This is a genomic window from Achromobacter aegrifaciens, from assembly GCF_902859735.1.
GTDB lineage: Bacteria > Pseudomonadota > Gammaproteobacteria > Burkholderiales > Burkholderiaceae_B > Achromobacter > Achromobacter aegrifaciens.
In genome coordinates this window covers 255,680-273,141 of the sequence record NZ_CADIJY010000003.1, presented here as the reverse complement: position 1 = coordinate 273,141, position 17,462 = coordinate 255,680, and the positions used below count along the sequence as shown (strand labels likewise).

Annotated in this window: 16 protein-coding genes and 1 tRNA gene; 5 read left to right on the top strand and 12 right to left on the bottom strand. The window is 65.4% G+C overall.

Annotation, left to right across the window (positions count from 1 at the left end; genetic code table 11):
• Positions 1-10: 10 nt before the first annotated feature.
• Both HV766_RS11275 and HV766_RS11270 read right to left on the bottom strand, forming a co-directional pair.
• On the bottom strand, positions 11-793 hold the full coding sequence (locus HV766_RS11275) for a 3-hydroxybutyrate dehydrogenase (RefSeq protein ID WP_119450785.1): 783 nt from the start codon (positions 791-793) through the stop codon (positions 11-13).
• A 102-nt stretch (positions 794-895) separates the two neighbouring features.
• Positions 896-2,113 carry a cation:proton antiporter domain-containing protein gene (locus HV766_RS11270; protein ID WP_054450164.1) on the bottom strand — a complete coding sequence of 406 codons (1,218 nt, stop codon included), beginning with the start codon at positions 2,111-2,113 and terminating at the stop codon, positions 896-898.
• Between the two features lie 286 nt (positions 2,114-2,399).
• Between HV766_RS11270 and HV766_RS11265 the strand changes: the two genes are divergently transcribed.
• Positions 2,400-2,490: transfer RNA gene (locus HV766_RS11265), tRNA-Ser, on the top strand.
• An 813-nt stretch (positions 2,491-3,303) separates the two neighbouring features.
• Here the strand turns inward: HV766_RS11265 and HV766_RS11260 are convergent.
• From HV766_RS11260 to HV766_RS11250, 3 genes are read right to left on the bottom strand one after another with little or no spacing between them, the layout of a single operon-like run.
• Positions 3,304-3,921 carry a flavin reductase family protein gene (locus HV766_RS11260; protein ID WP_054450141.1) on the bottom strand — a complete coding sequence of 206 codons (618 nt, stop codon included), beginning with the start codon at positions 3,919-3,921 and terminating at the stop codon, positions 3,304-3,306.
• A 3-nt stretch (positions 3,922-3,924) separates the two neighbouring features.
• On the bottom strand, positions 3,925-4,875 hold the full coding sequence (locus tag HV766_RS11255) for a carbon-nitrogen hydrolase family protein (RefSeq protein ID WP_175181160.1): 951 nt from the start codon (positions 4,873-4,875) through the stop codon (positions 3,925-3,927).
• Positions 4,876-4,889: 14 nt separating this feature from the next.
• Entirely contained in the window at positions 4,890-6,542 is a 1,653-nt protein-coding gene (locus HV766_RS11250) for an MFS transporter (RefSeq protein WP_054450137.1), read from the bottom strand.
• A gap of 171 nt (positions 6,543-6,713) precedes the next feature.
• Here HV766_RS11250 and HV766_RS11245 point away from each other — a divergent pair, with 171 nt between their 5' ends.
• The gene (locus HV766_RS11245) at positions 6,714-7,553 is read left to right on the top strand and encodes an IclR family transcriptional regulator (protein WP_054450135.1); all 840 of its coding nucleotides are present in this window, start codon (positions 6,714-6,716) and stop codon (positions 7,551-7,553) included.
• Between the two features lie 15 nt (positions 7,554-7,568).
• Here HV766_RS11245 and HV766_RS11240 read toward each other — a convergent pair whose 3' ends face one another.
• The 3 genes from HV766_RS11240 to HV766_RS11230 form a co-directional block, all read right to left on the bottom strand.
• A complete protein-coding gene (locus HV766_RS11240) occupies positions 7,569-9,155 on the bottom strand; it encodes an EAL domain-containing protein (protein WP_054450132.1) in 1,587 nt (528 codons plus the stop codon).
• A 98-nt stretch (positions 9,156-9,253) separates the two neighbouring features.
• Entirely contained in the window at positions 9,254-10,234 is a 981-nt protein-coding gene (locus tag HV766_RS11235) for a Bug family tripartite tricarboxylate transporter substrate binding protein (protein ID WP_054450130.1), read from the bottom strand.
• 144 nt (positions 10,235-10,378) lie between these two features.
• Positions 10,379-11,506: a mandelate racemase/muconate lactonizing enzyme family protein gene (locus tag HV766_RS11230; protein ID WP_054450128.1), complete on the bottom strand. Its 1,128-nt coding sequence runs from the start codon at positions 11,504-11,506 to the stop codon at positions 10,379-10,381.
• A 158-nt stretch (positions 11,507-11,664) separates the two neighbouring features.
• Between HV766_RS11230 and HV766_RS11225 the strand changes: the two genes are divergently transcribed.
• On the top strand, positions 11,665-12,543 hold the full coding sequence (locus tag HV766_RS11225) for a LysR family transcriptional regulator (RefSeq protein ID WP_054450126.1): 879 nt from the start codon (positions 11,665-11,667) through the stop codon (positions 12,541-12,543).
• 10 nt (positions 12,544-12,553) lie between these two features.
• Here the strand turns inward: HV766_RS11225 and HV766_RS11220 are convergent, their stop codons facing one another.
• Both HV766_RS11220 and HV766_RS11215 read right to left on the bottom strand, forming a co-directional pair.
• Positions 12,554-13,750, bottom strand: a complete 1,197-nt coding sequence (locus HV766_RS11220; protein WP_119450779.1) for an amidohydrolase family protein — start codon at positions 13,748-13,750, stop codon at positions 12,554-12,556.
• A 67-nt stretch (positions 13,751-13,817) separates the two neighbouring features.
• Entirely contained in the window at positions 13,818-14,015 is a 198-nt protein-coding gene (locus HV766_RS11215; RefSeq protein WP_013391913.1) for a hypothetical protein, read from the bottom strand.
• A gap of 191 nt (positions 14,016-14,206) precedes the next feature.
• Here HV766_RS11215 and HV766_RS11210 point away from each other — a divergent pair, with 191 nt between their 5' ends.
• Both HV766_RS11210 and HV766_RS11205 read left to right on the top strand, forming a co-directional pair.
• Entirely contained in the window at positions 14,207-14,719 is a 513-nt protein-coding gene (locus tag HV766_RS11210; RefSeq protein ID WP_175159468.1) for an ASCH domain-containing protein, read from the top strand.
• Positions 14,720-15,026: 307 nt separating this feature from the next.
• Positions 15,027-15,356, top strand: coding sequence for a virulence factor (locus tag HV766_RS11205; protein ID WP_119450778.1), 330 nt, complete (start codon positions 15,027-15,029; stop codon positions 15,354-15,356).
• Between the two features lie 242 nt (positions 15,357-15,598).
• Here HV766_RS11205 and HV766_RS11200 read toward each other — a convergent pair whose 3' ends face one another.
• Together HV766_RS11200 and serS are read right to left on the bottom strand one after the other, a co-directional pair.
• Positions 15,599-15,847: a hypothetical protein gene (locus tag HV766_RS11200; protein WP_082400638.1), complete on the bottom strand. Its 249-nt coding sequence runs from the start codon at positions 15,845-15,847 to the stop codon at positions 15,599-15,601.
• A gap of 232 nt (positions 15,848-16,079) precedes the next feature.
• Entirely contained in the window at positions 16,080-17,438 is a 1,359-nt protein-coding gene (gene serS / locus HV766_RS11195; RefSeq protein ID WP_175181159.1) for a serine--tRNA ligase, read from the bottom strand.
• Positions 17,439-17,462: the final 24 nt, after the last annotated feature.

Below are 17,462 nucleotides of genomic sequence, written 5' to 3'. Positions count from 1 at the left end.
AATTCCTTTTTTAGCGTGCCGTCCAGCCGCCATCGACCGAGACGGACGTACCTGTGATTTGCGCGGCGGCGTCCGAGGCCAGGAACACGGCGGTGCCCCCCAGTTGCTCCGGCGTCACGAATTGCAGCGACGGCTGCTTTTCGCTCAGCAGTTCGCGCGCGGCGGTTTCCTGGTCCACGCCATCTTTTTCCGCCAGCGCGGTGATCTGCTTTTCGACCAGCGGAGTGCGTACCCAGCCCGGGCAGATGGCGTTGGCCGTGATGCCCTGGCCGGCCGTTTCCAGCGCGGTGACCTTGGTGAAGCCGACCACGCCGTGCTTGGCGGCGACATAGGCCGACTTGTTCGCCGAAGCCACCAGGCCATGGGCCGAGGCGATGTTGATGATGCGGCCGAAGCCCTGCTTCTTCATGTGCGGCAAGGCGGCGGCGGTGCCGTGGAACACTGCCGACAGGTTCAGCGCCAGGATCGCGTCCCATTTTTCAGCGGGGAAATCCTCGATCAGCGCGGTGTGCTGGATGCCGGCGTTATTGACCAGAATGTCGATGCGGCCCAACTGGCGCACGGCGTTCTCGACCAGCTCGCGCACGGCCGCGCCCTTGGACAGGTCGGCGCCGTCGTAGATGACCCTCACGCCATGCTTGTCGGCCAGGCCGGCGCGGAGCTTTTCGATTTCGGCCGCATCGCCGAAGCCGTTCAAGACGATATCGGCGCCTTGCTGGGCGAAGGCAGTGGCGATACCCAGGCCGATGCCGCTGGTGGAACCGGTGACAAGGGCGACTTTTCCTTTAAGCATGAGCATTCTCCTGTGGTCGGGCACATTGGACGGGCCAAGCAAGGGTCAAGTGTAGCTGCCCGGCATGACGGCAATCATGCCATGCCCGTACGGCACGCAGGGTCAAGCAGCGGGAGGAGGATCGCGCGGCGCGGGAGGTTTCGGCGCCTCGTCCTGTACCGGTTCCGCTGCCGGCAGATCGGCCATGCCGCCCCGGTTCTCGGGTATGCGTTCCAGCAGCTTGATCAGCATCGGCACCACGCCCATCGAAATCGCCACGATGACGGACAGCAAGTCGCGCTGTTCCAGGTTCATCAGATTGTTGTCCCAGGCTTCGTTGAAGATGGCGAAGCTGAACTCCCCGCCCTGCGCCAGCGCCAGCGCGAATAGCAGGCGGTGATAGCGCGGCAGGCCCAGAAAGCGCGAAAAGCCGTACAGAATCAAGGCCTTGACGAGCAGCAGCGCGAATACGCCTACAAGAATGAAGGGCCAGTGGTTGGCCACCACCTTCAGATTCACGGACATGCCGATGGCTACGAAGAACAGGCCCAGCAGCAGCCCCTTGAACGGGTCGATGGCCTTTTCCAGGTCATCCCGATAGCGCGACTCGGCCATCAGCACGCCCACCAGGAACCCGCCCAGGCCCGCGGACAGGCCGGCGTAGTCGAACAGTTGAGCAGCGCCCACCACCATCAGCAGGGCGGCGGCCGTGAACAATTCATTCAACTGCGCCTTGGCAGCCCAGCCCAGCAGCCGCAGCCGGTACGCCGCCGCGACCACCACCACGGCGATCAGCGCCTCCTTGAAGGAAGGCGCCGAGGCGCCATCCGAACCCAGCAGGCCCGCCGCCACCAGCATCGGGATCGCCGCCATGTCCTGGAACAGCAGTATCCCCAGCGCCGACCTGCCCAGGGGCGTGCGCGTCAGCACGCGTTCGTCCAGCAGCCGCAAGGCCACCGCCGTGGACGACAGGGCCAGCGACAGCCCGCAAAGGATTGCCGCCTGCCATTCCATGCCGGCCAGATGCCGCAGCGCCGCGCCGAACACCACCGCCAGCAGCAGCCCGCAGGCCAGCATCTGCAAGGAACCCAGCACGAAGACTTCGTTGCGCATGGCCCACAGGCGTTTGGGCGAGAGCTCCAGCCCGATGATGAACAGCATCATCACTACGCCCCACTGGGACACATTGATCATGGTGTCCACATTGGTGACGAGCCTGAGGCAGGACGGCCCCACCAGCACGCCGGCCAGCAGATAGCCCGGGATCGCGCCCAGGCCCAGCAGCTGGGTCAGGGGCACGCACAGCACGGCCGCAAGCAAAAGGATAAGGATGAGATCCATGGGACTAGCGGTTCCGGGATGAGCGCCGAGAAGAGAAGAGTGCCGGGCAGGGACGCCGGGCATGTCGGAATTCTGGGCAAAGATCGCCGCCGCTGAAAGCCGGTTGAAACCCGCTGTGGGGGACTTTCAACCACCCCCTTTACACAAACAAAAAAAATCCTGTAGAATTGCGGGCTTCGCTGCTTCGACAACGAAGATCCTTCCGACCAGGGATCTTTAGTGGAAGACCCGGCCCTTGGGGTAACCCAGGCCAGCCAGGAACACCACCGTTACGAAACCCAGCCACGGAGAGGTGGCAGAGTGGTCGAATGTACCTGACTCGAAATCAGGCGTACGGTATCCCCGTACCGTGGGTTCGAATCCCACCCTCTCCGCCAAGTATTGCAAAAAAGGCCAATCCCTCGGGATTGGCCTTTTTCTTTTTCCTTCGGACTTCATAAAAACTAAAAACGCACAGGCTCGGCGCGCGCCGGCTTGCGTGTAGGCAAGCCTGCGCCATTCCGATGCTCGCCCCGGTGGGGCTGCGCTTCGGATGGCTCCGGGGGTCCTCGGCTGGTAGGCGCCTAATGCGTTGGTTTTGGATCCCGTAATGGGCAGATGCCGCGAGCCGGTGGCCGGACGGAGGGATCCGAAGCGCAGCCCCACTGGGGCGAGCATCGGAATTCCGCAGTCCGGACGGCGGCGACTCAAGAACGCTGCCTCACAAAACCGAAGTGCGGGGCGGTAGGGCTTCGAGCTTGCGGATGCCAGAGTCCTTTAGCCGCCGAGGCTGCCCTGCGCCATTCCGATGCTCGCCCCGGTGGGGCTGCGCTTCGGATGGCTCCGGGGTCCTCGGCTGGCAGTTGCCTAATGCGTTGGGTTTGGACCCCGTTCATGGGTAGATGCCTTGAGCCGGTGGCCGGACGGAGGGATCCGAAGTGCAGCCCCACCGGGGCGAGCATCGAAATGGCCCGACAGCGCCCCATCGCCAGATATGGACCCATGTCACTTTGGCACCATATGGCAAGCCGCAGACTCGAGCCCCCCCATCGGCGCGCCAGGAGTATTCAGAGCGAGGCAATACCTGTCAAGACAGGAAGATCGGCGTCTCCCATGCCTTTTCGAGACCGGAATTTCGCCGGCGATGTCCTCAACCTGCTGAAGCGCTATCGGATTGCAGCAAGCGAAGGCGGGGCCGCCCCGCCTGACTATCACAAGGGCGCCGTTGGCCGCGCCAACTGGAACAGGTCCGTGCTGCGCGCGTACCAGCCGCCGCCGTGCATGCGCGCGATCAGCCCCATGGCCGGCGTGTCCATGTAGCCGCGCTCGGCGTCCTGCACATAGGCATCGTCGATGTGCGCGCCCAGCACCCGGCCGATCACCACGAGCTGGCGCGGGCCGGTCACGATGGTTGCCTGGCTGACGCATTCCAGCGACACCGGACTGCCCTTGATCAGCGGGGGACGCACGTGTGTCGCCGGCAGCGCGGTCAGGCCGGCCGCCGCCATCTCGTCCACGTCCGCCGGGTAATCGGCGCAGGTCTGGTTCATCTGCGCAACCAGCGACTCCGGCACCAGGTTCACCACGAACTCGCCGTTCTCGATGATGTTGGCGCCGGAATCCTTCAGTTCGCCGCTGGCATGGCGCATCAGGCCGATGGCGACCGTCGGCGGCTGAGGCCCCATGACATTGAAGAAGCTGAAGGGAGCCGCGTTGACAACGCCTTTGTCCGAAATGGTGGTAAGCCACGCGATCGGGCGCGGGGTGACGGTCGAGGTCAGCACGTTGTAGACCGTCTGCGTCGGCAAGGCGCTGAAATCAAAATGCATGATTCAAGCCTCCCCGGCATTCAGCGCCGAGACGGCCCGCTTTTCACGGGTGTCGACCTGCAGCTGGAACACGTCGGGGCGGGCGTAGTGGCCCGAGACGTCGAAGTCGTACTTGCCGCGCAGGATCTGGTTGGGGTTGATGTCGGCGTACAGGATGGTCTCGGCTGAGAAATCCGGCCCTGCCAGCACTTCGCCCAGCGGATCGATGATGGCGCTGCCGCCGCGCATCAGCACGGTGTCGGGCGCGTCGCCCAGCGCGCATTCAAAATCGCCGGGATAGGCATCGCGGCGCAGATGCTGGCAGGCCGTGAGCACATAGCAGCGCCCCTCCAGCGCGATGTGGCGCATGCTGGGAATCCAGGAATCGCGGTCGTCGGCAGTCGGCGCGCAATACAGCGCCACGCCCTGGCTGTACATGTACATGCGCAGCATGGGCATGTAGTTTTCCCAGCAGATGACCGCGCCGATCTTGCCGTAGGGCGTGTCGAAGACGGGCATGGTGGAACCATCGCCGAAGCCCCAGATCAGGCGTTCGCCGGCGGTGGGCATGAGCTTGCGGTGTTTGCCCGCCAGCCCTTCACGGCCATTGAAGTACAGCACCGTGCAGTACAGCGTGCCGCCATCGGCCTCGATGCAGCCCATGACCACGAAGCTGTCGGTGTCGGCCGCGGCCTGGGCCACCAGCGCGACCTCTTCGCCATCCAGCCGGATGGCTTGGTTGTGATAGCTGGCGAAGGCGTCACGGCCTTCGGGCTTGCGCATGCCGATGGGCGCGCCGAAGGAGTTGCCCTTGGGATAGCCGCCCAGGAACGCCTCGGGGAACACGAGCACGCGGGCGCCCTGCTCGGCCGCCTGGCGAATGAGCGATGCCGCCTTTTCGGCGCAGGCGACGCTGTCGGTGGGAATGGAGGCCGCCTGGATGACGGCAGCCTTGAAGCTCTGTTGCGTGGACATGTCTCTCCTCTTTCTCAGTGTGCAGCGTCTTCGTCGATGGCGCGGGCGCGGGTGTTCGGCAGGAACAGGCTGCCGATGACGCCGACCACCGCGGTCACGACGACCGGATACATCAGGCCACCAAAGATATTGCCGCTGGCCTGAGCCAGGTAGGTGGCGGTAAAGGGCACGATGCCGCCGAAGATGCCGGCGCCGATGTGGTACGGGAAGGATAGCGCCGTATAGCGGATGCGGGCCGGGAACAGTTCGACCAGATAGGACGCCACCGGGCCGTAGACCATGGCGACCACGGCCGTCATCAGCACCAGGATCAGGATGATGGTCGTGCGGTCGACGCGTGCGGGGTCGGCCCGCTCCGGATAGCCGGCGGCCGTCAGCGCGCTGGTGTAGGCGGCGCGGTCAAAGCCGTTGACGGTCGTGCCGCCCACGCTCATGGCGATGCTCTGCCCGGGCAGCGGCGCGGCGTATTCGAAGTTGATGCCCTTGCCGACCAGGAATTTCTTGGCCTGCACGCAGACCTTCTTGTGGTCGGCGTGGCTACCGATCATGGCGGCCTGCAGTCCGAAATCGCAGGCGCCGCCGCTGGTGTCGGCATGCACGCGCACCGGGGTGGTCTGCATGGCTTGCGCCAGGGCCGGGTTGCCCGCCTTGAGCAGCACGTCGAACATGGAGTGGTAGCCCAGCGCCGCGACGAACAAGCCGACCATCATGATCCACTTGCGGCCGATGCGGTCCGACAGCCAGCCGAACAGCACGAAGGTCGGCGCGCCGATGATGAAACCGATCAGGATCAGCGTGTAGACGCTGGTCTGGTCCAGTTGCACGGCCTGCTGCATGAAGATCATGACGTAGAACTGGCCGGTGAAATAGGTAGCGCCCTGGCCGGCGGTGACGCCGATCAGCGCCAGCAGCACCAGCCGCAGGCTGGACCATTGGCCGAAGGTCTCCTTGACCGGGTTCTTGGACAGGCGGTTCTGCTGCTTCATGCGCGTGAACACGGGCGACTCGTGCAGCTTGGCGCGCACGTAGATCGAAATCGCCAGCATCACGATCGACAGGATGAACGGCAGGCGCCAGCCCCACTGGCGGAAATCCTCGGCGCTCATGGATGCCTGGGTGCACAGGATCACGATCAGGGACAGGATCAGGCCCGCCGAGGACGTGATCTGGATCCAGCCCGTCAGCAGGCCTCGGCGCTTGGGCTCGCAGTGCTCGGCCACATAAATGACCGCGCCGCCGTACTCGCCGCCCACCGCCAGGCCCTGCACCACGCGCAGGGTCAGCAGCAGGATCCATGACAAGTGGCCGGCCGATTCATAGGTGGGCAGGCAGCCGATCAGGACGGTTGCGCCGCCCATCATCACCACGGTGATGAGGAAGGTGTACTTGCGGCCCAGCTTGTCGCCCAGGTAGCCGAACATCACGGCGCCCAGGGGCCGGATGATGAAGCCCACCGCCAACGCGCCCAGCGCGGCCAGCAATGCCACCGTGGGGTTGTCCTGCGGGAACAGCACCTGGCTCATGAAGACGGCCAGGGTCCCGTAAATGAAAAAGTCGTACCACTCGAACAAGGTGCCCAGGGTCGAGGCCACCACCACCTGGCGTTCCTCTTTCCTGCTGAGCGTCGGACCGGCGTCGATCCGCGGCATTGCCACATTCGCTTCCATGCTTGCTTTCCCCAATCGCTTTAGATTGATAATGCTGTATTCATTAACTATTATCAAACTTAACCCAGGGCCTGAAAAACTAGGGGAAACCCGGCGAAGCCGCCCGCGCGCCCGGGCGGTGAGGGTCCGCCCCGCTGCTACACTCCCGCCAGAAAAACAGTGGAGGCAGCAATGGCAAGGCCCGCCGGCAAGATGGAAAAGAACGCGGAACAGGCGCCTGCCGCCGCGCGCAGGGGCATCCAGTCGATCGAAGTGGGATTCCGGATCCTGGACGTCATCCGCAAGGCCGGCCGCCCCCTGCCCCTGAAGGAAATCGCGGATGCCTGTGAACTGACGGTACCCAACGTCCACTACTACCTGGTCAGCTTTCAGAAGGTCGGCGTGGTGCAGCAGCACGCGGATACGGGCCACTACGGCCTGGGTCCCTATGCCCTGCGGCTGGGCCTGGCGGCCCTGGAACAGTTCGACGTATTCACCACCGCCCGGCCCATCATGGCCGAAGTGGCCGCGGTCACCGGCCACACCGTGTTCCTGGGCGTTTGGGGCAACAAGGGCCCGACCATCGTCTACCGCGTCGAAGGCGCCCGCAGCCGCCCCCTGCTGGAACTGCGCGTGGGCAGCGTGCTGCCGCTGCTGTCCTCGGCGCTGGGCCGCAATTTCCTGGCGCACCTGCCGGAAGCCAGCACGCGCGAACTGCTGGAACAGGAAATGGCCTCGGCCGGTTCGGACGGATATGGCGGCAAGTCCTACACGCAAAAGGACGTGCAGGCCATCCGCGAGGAAGTGCTCGAACACCACCTCAGCCGTTGCCGCGACGCGCTGCTGCCGCACTTCACGTCGCTGTCCGCGCCCATTTTCGACATGCTGGGCGAGATGAAGGCGGCCATCACGCTGATGGGCCCGGTGGGCGCCATCGACGACGACCTGCAATCCGACACGGCGCGGCTGCTCAGTGAAAAAGCCCGCTCGATCTCGGCAACGGCAGGCTGGGTGGAGCCGCAGGCGCGCTAGGCGCTTCTGCCGCCCTCACCTCCGCGCGTCGGGCAGCCGGCTGGGCGGCGGCGTGCTGGCCACGTTTTTCTTGTAGTAAGCGATGAACTCCGGCGCCGGCATGGGCTTGCCGTACAGCCAGCCCTGGCCGAAATCCACCTCGCGCGCTTTCAGGTGGTCTTCCTGTTCCTGGCGTTCGATGCCTTCGGCCACGGTCAACAGGTTCAGCGACTTGGCCATGTCGATGATGTGGTCCGTGACCTTGTGGGTCGCGGAATCGGTGCCGATGGTGTCGACGAAGGATTTGTCGATCTTCAGCGAGTCGAGCGGCAGCCGCTGCAGATAGGACAGGCTGGAGTAACCCGTGCCGAAGTCGTCGATGGCCACGGCATGGCCTTGCGCCCGGGCCTGTTCGATCACGCTGCAGGCCTTGTCCACGTCCATGAAGCCGCGTTCGGTGGCTTCCAGCCAAATCTGCCGGGGATCGATGACCGTGCCTTCCAGCATGCGCTGCAACACCCGCAACGCCCCGCCATCCTTGAGATCGCTGGCGCTCAGGTTGACCGAGATGTGCGCCCCCCGGTCCTCGCCCAGCAGATCCTCCATATCCCGGATCACCAGGCGAAACACCTCTTCGGTGATGCGGGCCATCAGGCCGTTGTCCTCGGCGATCGAGATAAACAGATCAGGTCTCAGGGTCTTGCCGCCGCGCCTGATCCAACGCACCAGCGCCTCCGCGCCGATGCAGCGGCCAGTGCGCAGGTCGATGATGGGCTGGTAGTGGACGACGAATTCCCGCCGCCTGATGCCGGCGGCCAATTCGCCCGCGATCGACAGGCGCCGGCGCGACAGCCAGACGACCAGCGCGATCATGGCCGCCGCGACCAGCGTCCCCATGGGCAACCAGAACAGGCGTTCGCGCGGCAGCATGTCCAGCGCTTCGGTTTGAGGTTCGAGCAGGACGACGGCCAGGTCCGCATTGCGGGCGACGGCGCTGAGATAGGCCTCGTCGATGTCCAGCTTGCCGCCATTCAGCGCCTGCGATACCAGCACGAGATCGGGGTCGTTGCGGGTGCCCAGCATGCCCACGCCCGGCAGGACCACGGCCAGTTGCGCGCCGTCCGTGAGCGCCTTTTCGGTGAACCGGCCTGGTTCGAACAAGGCGCTGTAATCGCCGTGGCGCACGGCCACCATCCTGATGCCGGGGCTCAAGACGGGCACTGCGTCCAGCAACAGGCGTCCACCATTGGCCAGTTCGACCTGGGCCGGAACCAGCGGCTCTTCGTAGCTGGGCACGCCCCAGGTGGTGCACTGGACGATGCCGCCCGCCACGTAGGCCAGATCGTCCACGGCCCGGTCCCTCAGGGCCAGGGCCCGCATATGGCGGATATGCTGGGGTGAACAGGGTTCGAATGCCAGCCCGTCCAGATCGCGCAGCGTGGTCACGGTCTGGTCCAGCAAGTCCTGCGTGTCCCTCAGGATGCGCTGGGCCTGGTCGTCCAGATAGCGCTGTTCGCCCGCGACGGCGCGGGACCAGGACATGTGCAGCGCGAAGCCGATGGGCAACAGCGCCGCGGCGGCGGCGAGAGCGATGGCGATGCCGATTACAAACTTGCGCGGCATCGAGGCCGTCCCCAGGGATCGCCGGCTGGCGAGGTTATATCTTTTTACACTTTTTGAGGGGGCAGTGTCTCCATCAATTTCCGCTCGCAGCCGCCGTTTCAGCCTTCCGCCACGATCTTCGCGTCGCGGATGGTCTGGGCGTACTTCTGCTGCTCCTGCTTCATGAAGTCGGCAAAGCGCTGGACGCTGCCGCCGCCATCCTCCGCGCCCACCTGCGCCAGCTTTTCCTGCACATCCGGCATCGCCAGCGCCCGGTCGATGTCCTGGTTCATGCGCTGGACCATGGCGGCGGGCATCTTGCCCGGACCGACCATGCCGAACCAGATGCTGGCCTCGAAGCCGGGATAGCCCTGTTCGGCCACGGTCGGCACATTGGGGTGGCTCTTGGAGCGCTGCAGCAGAGTCTGCGCCAACGCGATCACCTTGCCGGACTGCACCAGCGGCGTGGCGGTGGTCATGCCTTCGAAGCAGTACTGCACGTGGCCGCCCAGCAGGTCGTTCATCAAGGGAGCCGAACCCTTGTAGGGCACGTGCAGCACATCAATCCCGGCGCGGGCCTTGAAGATCTCCAGCGCCAGGTGCTGCGCCGAACCGCTGCCGGCCGAACCGAACACGATCTTGCCCGGCTGCGCCTTGCACAGCGCGACCAGCTCGGGCAGCGTCTTGGCGGGCTGAGAGGCGCCGCCGATCAGGATGGTGGGCGTCTTTCCGACCAGCGCGATGGGCGTGAAGTCGCGGTCCACCGAATAGGCCAGCTTGGGCTGCAGGCCCGGCGCGATGCCGTGGCTGTTGACGTGCGCCATCAACAGCGTGTTGCCGTCGTTGGGCTGGCGCGCCACCTGTTCGGCGGCAATGATGCCGGCCGCGCCCGCGCGGTTTTCGACGATGACGGGAATATTCCACATCACGCCCAGCTTCTGCCCCAGCAGGCGCGCCAGCACGTCGGTGCCGCCGCCGGCGGGAAAGCCCACCACGATCTTCACCGGCCCCTGCGGCAGGTCTTGCGCCCGCGCCGCCGCCGGCAGGACCAGCGCGGCTCCCAGCGCCGCGGCGCCGGTCATGAATTGCCTACGTTGCATTGCTGTCTCCTCGCGCGCCGGTCCGATGGCCGGCGACTGGTTCTCGAAACTCTGTCACCGCTCACCGCAAGCGGCCGTCTGGCGCGGCCTGGCTGCGATGCTCCTGCGCTGCTGCGCGCGGCCGGCAGGCCGCGCGCCCTGCCCTCAACCAGCGACCCGGCTCCACTTGCCATAGCGCTCGACCATGCGCTCGTCGAAGCCGAAGCCCAGGCCGGGCTCCTGATGCAACACCACGCGCCCCTGCTTGTGCGTCAACTGGCGGTCGACCAGCCTGCGGAAGTTCAGGACCTGATCGTCCCAGAAAAATTCGACGTAGCGTGCATTCGGCGTCGCGGCGACCAGCGGCGCATGCACGTCATGGAACCAGTGCGGGCAAACCACGACGCCGTAGCTGGCAGCGGTAGCGGCGATGCGCTTCCATTCGGTGATGCCGCCGCAGACGGCGGCGTCGGTCTGCAGGATGCCGGCTGCGCCCTTGTCCAGCAGCTCCTTGTGATACCAGCGGCCGTAGCCAATCTCGGCGGTGGCGATGGGCAGGCGCGTCAGGCGCGCGAGCTTGGCGTGGCTGTCGATGTCGTCGGGGCCGAAGGGTTCTTCGATGAAGTACGGATCGTACTGTTCGAAGCGGCGGATGTACTGCATGGCCTGAGTCACGTCCTGCCAGGCGTTGTTGCAGTCCATCATCAGCTCGACGTCGGGGCCGATGGCCTCGCGCGCCGCCTTCAGGCGCGCCTCTTCCTCGGCCGGGGACAGGCGGCCGGTCTTCATCTTCACGGCGCGAAAGCCCTTGTCCACGTAGCTCGCCATTTCCTCGCCCAGGTGCTGGGGCGTCTTGCCGTCGAGGTAATAGCCGCCGCTGGCATAGGCCGGCACGGTTTCGAGCTCGACCGCGCCCAGGTACTTGTGCAGCGGCAGGCCGACGGTCTTGGCGTTCAGGTCCCACAGCGCGATGTCCAGGGCGCTCAATGCGCGCATTACCGTGCCTTGCCGGCCTTGCAGCAGGGCTTCCTGGTACATCGCCTGCCACAGGCCTTCGACGGCGAGCGAATCCTTGCCCAGCAGCACGGGGCCCAGCAGGTTCTGCACCGCGGCTTCGAAGATGGCGCCGCCGGCGCTGCCCACGTAGCAGAAGCCGATGCCTTCCACGCCGTCGGAGGAACGGACCTTCACCAGGCCGTAGTGCCGCGTGGACACGGTGCGGTTCGAAAACGAGGTGACCTTGTCCAGGGGCACCGCGGCGGCGCACACGTCTATGGATTCAATGATGGGCACAACTGGCTCCTTGGTAATCGGGATGGTCGGGCGGGGCCTGCGCGGCTTGCGGGGCCTCAACGCTCTGAACGTATTCTTGCCCCGGCAAAAGAAAACAACAATTATCTTCATCCATCTTTAGAATATGGAAAAAGCATCTTTTCAGGAGAAGCTGGTTCGTGGATTCGCGCTTTCTGCAAACCTATGTGCACGTGGTGGAGCTGGGTTCCATCGCCCAGGCCGCGCGCCACCAGGGGCTGACGCCCGCCACGGTGCAGCAGCGCCTGCGCGCGCTGGAAGCGGACATGGGCAGCGCCTTGATCGCGCGCTCCGGCCGCACCGTGAAGCCCACCCAGGCCGGCATGCGGATCCTGGAGCGCGCCCGCGCCATCCTGCGCGACGTGCGCGACCTGCGTTCGGCCGCGTCCGACACCGAACTGCCGGCGGGCCCTTTGCGCCTGGGCGCCACGCCCACCGCGCTGACCGGCATCATGCCGCCCGTGCTGCGCGCCTGGACCGCGCGCCATCCCCACATTGAAATCTACATAGAACCCGCGCCCACCACCCTGCTCTACGGCAAGGTGCTGTCCGGCGAACTGGACGGCGCGCTGCTGGTGCATCCGCTATTCGCCATCCCCAAGACCTGCGCCTGGCGCGACCTGCGGCAAGAACCGCTGGTGCTGGTCACGCCGGCCGACATGAAGGTGCGCGATCCGCTGGAAGTCATCGCTCGCGAACCCTACATCTGCTATGACCGCAGCGTGGTGGGCGGCAAGATGGCCGACGACTACCTGCGTGCGCGCAGCCTGCGGCCGCACGTGCGCTTCGAGCTGGATGGAATCGATTCCATTGCCAAACTGGTGTCGGAAGGATTGGGCGTGGCGCTGCTGCCGGATTGGGCGACCACCGGTGAACCGTCAGCCCGCGTCAGGCGCTGGCCCTTGCCGCCGCCATGCCCGGTGCGCACCGTGGGCGCGGTCTGGCTGCGCTCCGGCGTGCGTTCGGCGCTGATGCAGGCCTTCGTGGAAATGGCCGAGACCCAGCTCGGCCTGGACTGAGCGCGGAAGATCAGCCCTGTGCGTTTGCGTCGCGGCCGTCGCGCGCCACGACCACGCCGCCCGACACCACCAGGCGGCGCGGCGCGCGCGTTGCCACGGCTTGCGCAATACAGCTGGCGTCGACCAGCACCAGGTCGGCGCGCGCGCCCGGCGCCAGGCCATAGTCCCTGAAACCACAGGCGCGGGCCGCGGCGGCGGTCACGCAATCGAACGCCCATTCGACCTCGTCGTCGCGCCGCAGGTCGTTGCGCAGCCCGATCAGCATGGCGCGCGCCAGCATGTCGGGACTGCCGTAAGGCGTCCAGGTATCGCGGATGCCGTCGTTGCCGCCGAAGATCGTCACCCCCGCCTCGCGGCAGGCGCGCACGGCCGGCACGGGCCGCGACGGCGGCGCGGTCGTCAGCAAGGCCACGTCCAGCGCGGCCAGCCGCCGCAGCAGGCCGTCCAGCCGCTTGGCGTCGACGCCGCCCAGACAGAAGGCGTGGCTGATGACAACCTTGCCCTGCATACCCAGCGCCTGGACGCGGTCCAGGATCAGGTCCAGGGTAAAGGCGCCCAGTTCGCCCGGCTCGTGCAGATGGATATCGACGGGCTTGTGATGCTTGTCCGCCAGGCCGAACAGCACGTCGAGCGACCTCGCCGGATCGCGGTCGATGGCCGAGGGATCCAGCCCGCCCAGCACATCCGCGCCCTGCGCCAGCGCCTGGTCCAGCAGCTCGGCCGTGCCGGGCCGGACCAGCAGGCCCGACTGGGGAAAGGCCACGGTCTGGATCTCGACGCGTCCGGCCAGCTCCTGGCGCGTGGCGTGCACACCCTCCAGATGGCGCAGCCCGGCGTCGGTATCGATGTCCACGTGCGTGCGGATGCGGGTCGTGCCTTCGCGCAGGAAGGCCAGCGCCAGGGCGCGCGAATGGCTGGCCGCGTCATGGCCGCTGCGGGCGCGCCAGACGCGTTCGTTCTCGATGCGGTCGGTCAGCGCCGGGCCCACTTCGTTCACGTACCAGGGCGAATCCCAGGTGGTCTTGTCGAGGTGAGTATGGCCTTCGACCAGGCCAGGCAGCAGCAAGGCGCCTGCGCCGTCCTCGACAGGCATGCCGGGCGCGGCGGCGAGGCCCGGCCCGATACCCTGAATGCGCCCGTCGCGCACCAGCACGTCCACCGGGCCTCCTTGCGGGGCGCGGACATTCTTCAAAAACAGATTGGTCATGGCAGGATTCCAGGCGCCGCGCGTGGCGGCCGGCCTTGCGCAGACCAGGCGGCACGCGCCATCAAGCTCAGGCTTGGGGCGGTTCTATCCAGAAGAAACGTTCACCCTGGCGGACCATGTCGGCCACGCCTTCGGCGCCGATGCGGTAATCCGTACCCATCAGCGTGGCGCCGCCATCCTCATGGATATGAATGATGGCGAGCGGGTCATTTGCCATGGTGTACCAGTAGTAACCCGGCTTGAGATCATGCAGGTTCGTAGTCATGTTTCGAGTATACAAACATCCCCGCGCCGTATTCAAAAAGACACATAAATCCAGCTCATGCCTGACATGATGGCCTTGAGGCGGCATACTTCCCGATTCCAGGCCCAAACCGCCCGCACAGTAGGCATGCGTCGACCAGGCTGTCGCCGCATTGGCGCATATGCTTTGACCGTTGGAGGAACCGCGAGCGTATGAAAAGGCAGTCTCTTCAATTCAGCGAGCCGCTTAAACAAGCTGTTTTGGACGGCCGTAAAGTGCAGAGCCGGCGCATCCTGAAGCCGCAACCGACCAAACTGACCACGGTCTGGTATGCGGACGCCGCGGATTCCGGCAGATGGGTGGCCATGGGCCCGTCGCTGGATAATCCATCCGAATTGCGCAAGACCTCCAGCTGGGTCAGGTGCCCATTTGGAAAATCCGGCGACAGTATCGAATTGACCGACGAAGCCGGCAATACCTTCGCCACCGCCGTTATCGTGGGGGTGCGCGTCCAGCGCCTGCAAACCCTGTCCGAAGCCGATGCCCGCGCCGAAGGCACGCAAGCCCTGTACCAAAGCTCCGCCCTGTTGCCGGGCGTGCCGCTGCAGACCGCCTTCGCCTTGACCTGGTGCGAGCGTTACGGCTCGCACGCCTGGGCAGCGAACCCGTGGGTCTGGGTGGTCGAATTCCGTCGCCAACAGGCCGATGGGGAGCGGGACGCCTAGCTCCTGCCCCAAAAAACTGGTGCGCCCGCGCAACGTCGTTACGCGGAAACAGGGGCGGATGGTGACTGCCTGTAACCTGGCCACCCGGCTTCACCTGATTCCAGGCGATTTCAATCCATTTCAATCGCGGCCGCATCAGAGCGGACTCACGCTGTTGCGTAGCAGCAAGCCGCATGCCATATGGGCGGGGACGGTTGCGGATTGTCGCGATTGACGCGGGCCCGCTTACGTCTGCCTGATCGAAAAGCCCGAAAATGGCATCAACGAATACTCAACTTTGCTGCGTCAAGCGGCAGGCAGGTGCAAGATGAAAAAATGGCTTATCGCTGGTGCTGGTGCCGCTGGTCTGCTGATCTCCAGCGTCGCCCTGGCTCGCGTGGACGTCGGCATCTCGATCGGCATACCGGGGATCGTATACCCCGCGCCGGTCTACGTCGCGCCGCAGCCCGTGTATGTGCCGCCCCCGCCGCCCGTCTATTACCGCCCCGCGCCGGTGTATGTCGCGCCGCCGGTGGTCTACCCGGCGCCGGTGTATTACCGCGGCGGCGGCCGCTATTACGACCGCGGCTATTACTATGGCCGCGGACGCGGACATGACCACCACCACGGCCGCGGCCGCGGACATGACCGCGATTAATGCGTGACGGCCGCCAGGCGCCAGAAAAAGCAAAGGCCACTCTTGCGAGTGGCCTTTTTTTCTGCGGGGCAATGTCCGGTGCCGCGCGGAAAGCACCTCAGGCCGCAGGAGCCTGCACGGGTTTGCCGACCAACACCACCGGTTGCTGCGGAGCCTTGCTGGCTTTGGCATCGCTCCACCGCGGCGTTTCCTGAACGAGATCGATCCAACGGCGGGGCTCGCTCGACGACCGCCACCAACCATTATGCGGACGCATGGGCAAACTCCGGTTCACCGTTGAAACGCACGCCGTTGATGCCCTGGAACAGTTGCAGGCTTTCCTGCTCGGCTTCGTGCAGGCTCGAAAACGGCGCCTGTCCGGGCACGGTCCAGCACTTTTCCGGCGCGGTGCCGCCAACCCGGCGCGTCCATATCTGCACACGGTAGCCCTGCTCGTCTTCCTGAGCCACGGAGCATCTCACACGAAAATCTCCAATCATTCTTGAAGTCATGGGCAACTCCTTGTTATTTAAGTGAATGAAGCGTGTAGCACACGGGGCATATTGTGCCGTAACTATCCGGCCCTTTTATTGGAATACACAATTGCTCACATCATAATCAAACACTCGCGCAGGCAGCTTAAAGGCCCGAGGCGACAGGAATATGTACAGATAATAAAAAAAAACGGAGCCCGAAGGCTCCGTCTTTTACTCCGCCAAATGACGGATGGACAGCTGAAAAGCGTCAGGCTTTCGGTGCCGGATTCAGCACCGTCAGGCCGCCCATATAAGGCTGCAGCGCCTCCGGAATCAGCACGCTGCCGTCTGCCTGCTGGTGGTTTTCCAGCACGGCGACCAGCGCGCGGCCCACGGCCAGGCCCGAACCGTTGAGCGTGTGCACGTATTCCGGCTTGCCCTGGGCATTGCGGAAGCGCGCCTGCATGCGCCGGGCCTGGAAGGTTTCGCAGTTCGACACCGAGGAAATCTCGCGCCAGGTGTTCTGCGCGGGAAGCCACACTTCCAGGTCATAGGTCTTGGCCGAACCGAAGCCCATGTCGCCCGTGCACAGCAGCACAACGCGGTAGGGCAGGCCCAGCAGTTGCAGCACGCGCTCGGCATGGCCCACCATGTCTTCCAGCGCCTCGTAGGACTGATCGGGCTGGGTGATCTGCACCATTTCAACCTTGTCGAACTGGTGTTGGCGGATCATGCCGCGGGTATCACGGCCGCCGCTGCCGGCTTCCGAGCGGAAGCACGGCGTGTGCGCCGTGAGCTTGAGCGGCAGGTCGGAGGCGGCCTGGATGGTGTCGCGCGCCACGCTGGTCAAGGTGATTTCCGAGGTGGAGATCAGGTACTGGTCTTCACGCACGTACGGCTTGCCCTGGTCGTCGACCTTGGGATCGTCGTCGCCGCCGCCCTTGGACACCGCGAACATATCGTCCTTGAACTTCGGCAGCTGGCCCGTGCCGTACAGCGTCGAGGCATTGACGATGTAGGGGGTGTAGCACTCGGTGTAGCCGTGCGTGCCCGTCTGCAGGTCCAGCATGAACTGCGACAGCGCACGGTGCAGGCGCGCAATCGGGCCGCGCATGAACGAGAAGCGGGCGCCGGACAGCTTGGCGGCCATGTCGAAGTCCAGCCCCAGGGGCTCGCCGATGGCGACGTGGTCGCGGGCCTCGAACGCCAGGGCCGGCGGATTGCCGTCGGCGCCGGCCGCGCCCGGCAGCCAGCGGCGCACTTCGACGTTGTCGTCGGCGGATTCGCCCAGCGGCACGCTGGCGTGCGGCAGGTTGGGCACCGACATCAGCAGTTCATTGAGCGGCTGCTGCAAGGCGGCCAGCTCTTCTTCCAGCTGCTTCAGGCGCACGGGCACGGCCTGCGATTCGGCCATGACGGCGCTGGCGTCCTCGCCCTTGGCCTTGAGCTGGCCGATCTGCTTGGCCAGCGCGTTGCGGCGGGCTTGCAGGGACTCGGTTTCAGTCTGGACGGCCTTGCGGCGGGATTCCAGCTCATTGAACCGTTCCGTGTCGAAGGACACGCCACGGCTCTTGAGGCGGTCTACGACGGTTTGCAGGTCTTTGCGCAGCAGTATCGGGTCTAGCATGGTGATATCGGTGAGGTTGCGTGA

What these genes read in the sequence shown, in the direction of transcription:
- HV766_RS11260 (WP_054450141.1), bottom strand. Translation starts at nt 3,921, where the DNA reads ATGCATTTTGATTTCAGCGCCTTGCCGACGCAGACGGTCTACAACGTG.
- HV766_RS11220 (WP_119450779.1), bottom strand. Translation starts at nt 13,750, where the DNA reads ATGACCAATCTGTTTTTGAAGAATGTCCGCGCCCCGCAAGGAGGCCCG.
- HV766_RS11255 (WP_175181160.1), bottom strand. Translation starts at nt 4,875, where the DNA reads ATGTCCACGCAACAGAGCTTCAAGGCTGCCGTCATCCAGGCGGCCTCC.
- HV766_RS11240 (WP_054450132.1), bottom strand. Translation starts at nt 9,155, where the DNA reads ATGCCGCGCAAGTTTGTAATCGGCATCGCCATCGCTCTCGCCGCCGCC.
- HV766_RS11275 (WP_119450785.1), bottom strand. Translation starts at nt 793, where the DNA reads ATGCTTAAAGGAAAAGTCGCCCTTGTCACCGGTTCCACCAGCGGCATC.
- HV766_RS11235 (WP_054450130.1), bottom strand. Translation starts at nt 10,234, where the DNA reads ATGCAACGTAGGCAATTCATGACCGGCGCCGCGGCGCTGGGAGCCGCG.
- HV766_RS11215 (WP_013391913.1), bottom strand. Translation starts at nt 14,015, where the DNA reads ATGACTACGAACCTGCATGATCTCAAGCCGGGTTACTACTGGTACACC.
- HV766_RS11200 (WP_082400638.1), bottom strand. Translation starts at nt 15,847, where the DNA reads ATGACTTCAAGAATGATTGGAGATTTTCGTGTGAGATGCTCCGTGGCT.
- serS (WP_175181159.1), bottom strand. Translation starts at nt 17,438, where the DNA reads ATGCTAGACCCGATACTGCTGCGCAAAGACCTGCAAACCGTCGTAGAC.
- HV766_RS11270 (WP_054450164.1), bottom strand. Translation starts at nt 2,113, where the DNA reads ATGGATCTCATCCTTATCCTTTTGCTTGCGGCCGTGCTGTGCGTGCCC.
- HV766_RS11205 (WP_119450778.1), top strand. Translation starts at nt 15,027, where the DNA reads ATGAAAAAATGGCTTATCGCTGGTGCTGGTGCCGCTGGTCTGCTGATC.
- HV766_RS11210 (WP_175159468.1), top strand. Translation starts at nt 14,207, where the DNA reads ATGAAAAGGCAGTCTCTTCAATTCAGCGAGCCGCTTAAACAAGCTGTT.
- HV766_RS11245 (WP_054450135.1), top strand. Translation starts at nt 6,714, where the DNA reads ATGGCAAGGCCCGCCGGCAAGATGGAAAAGAACGCGGAACAGGCGCCT.
- HV766_RS11250 (WP_054450137.1), bottom strand. Translation starts at nt 6,542, where the DNA reads ATGGAAGCGAATGTGGCAATGCCGCGGATCGACGCCGGTCCGACGCTC.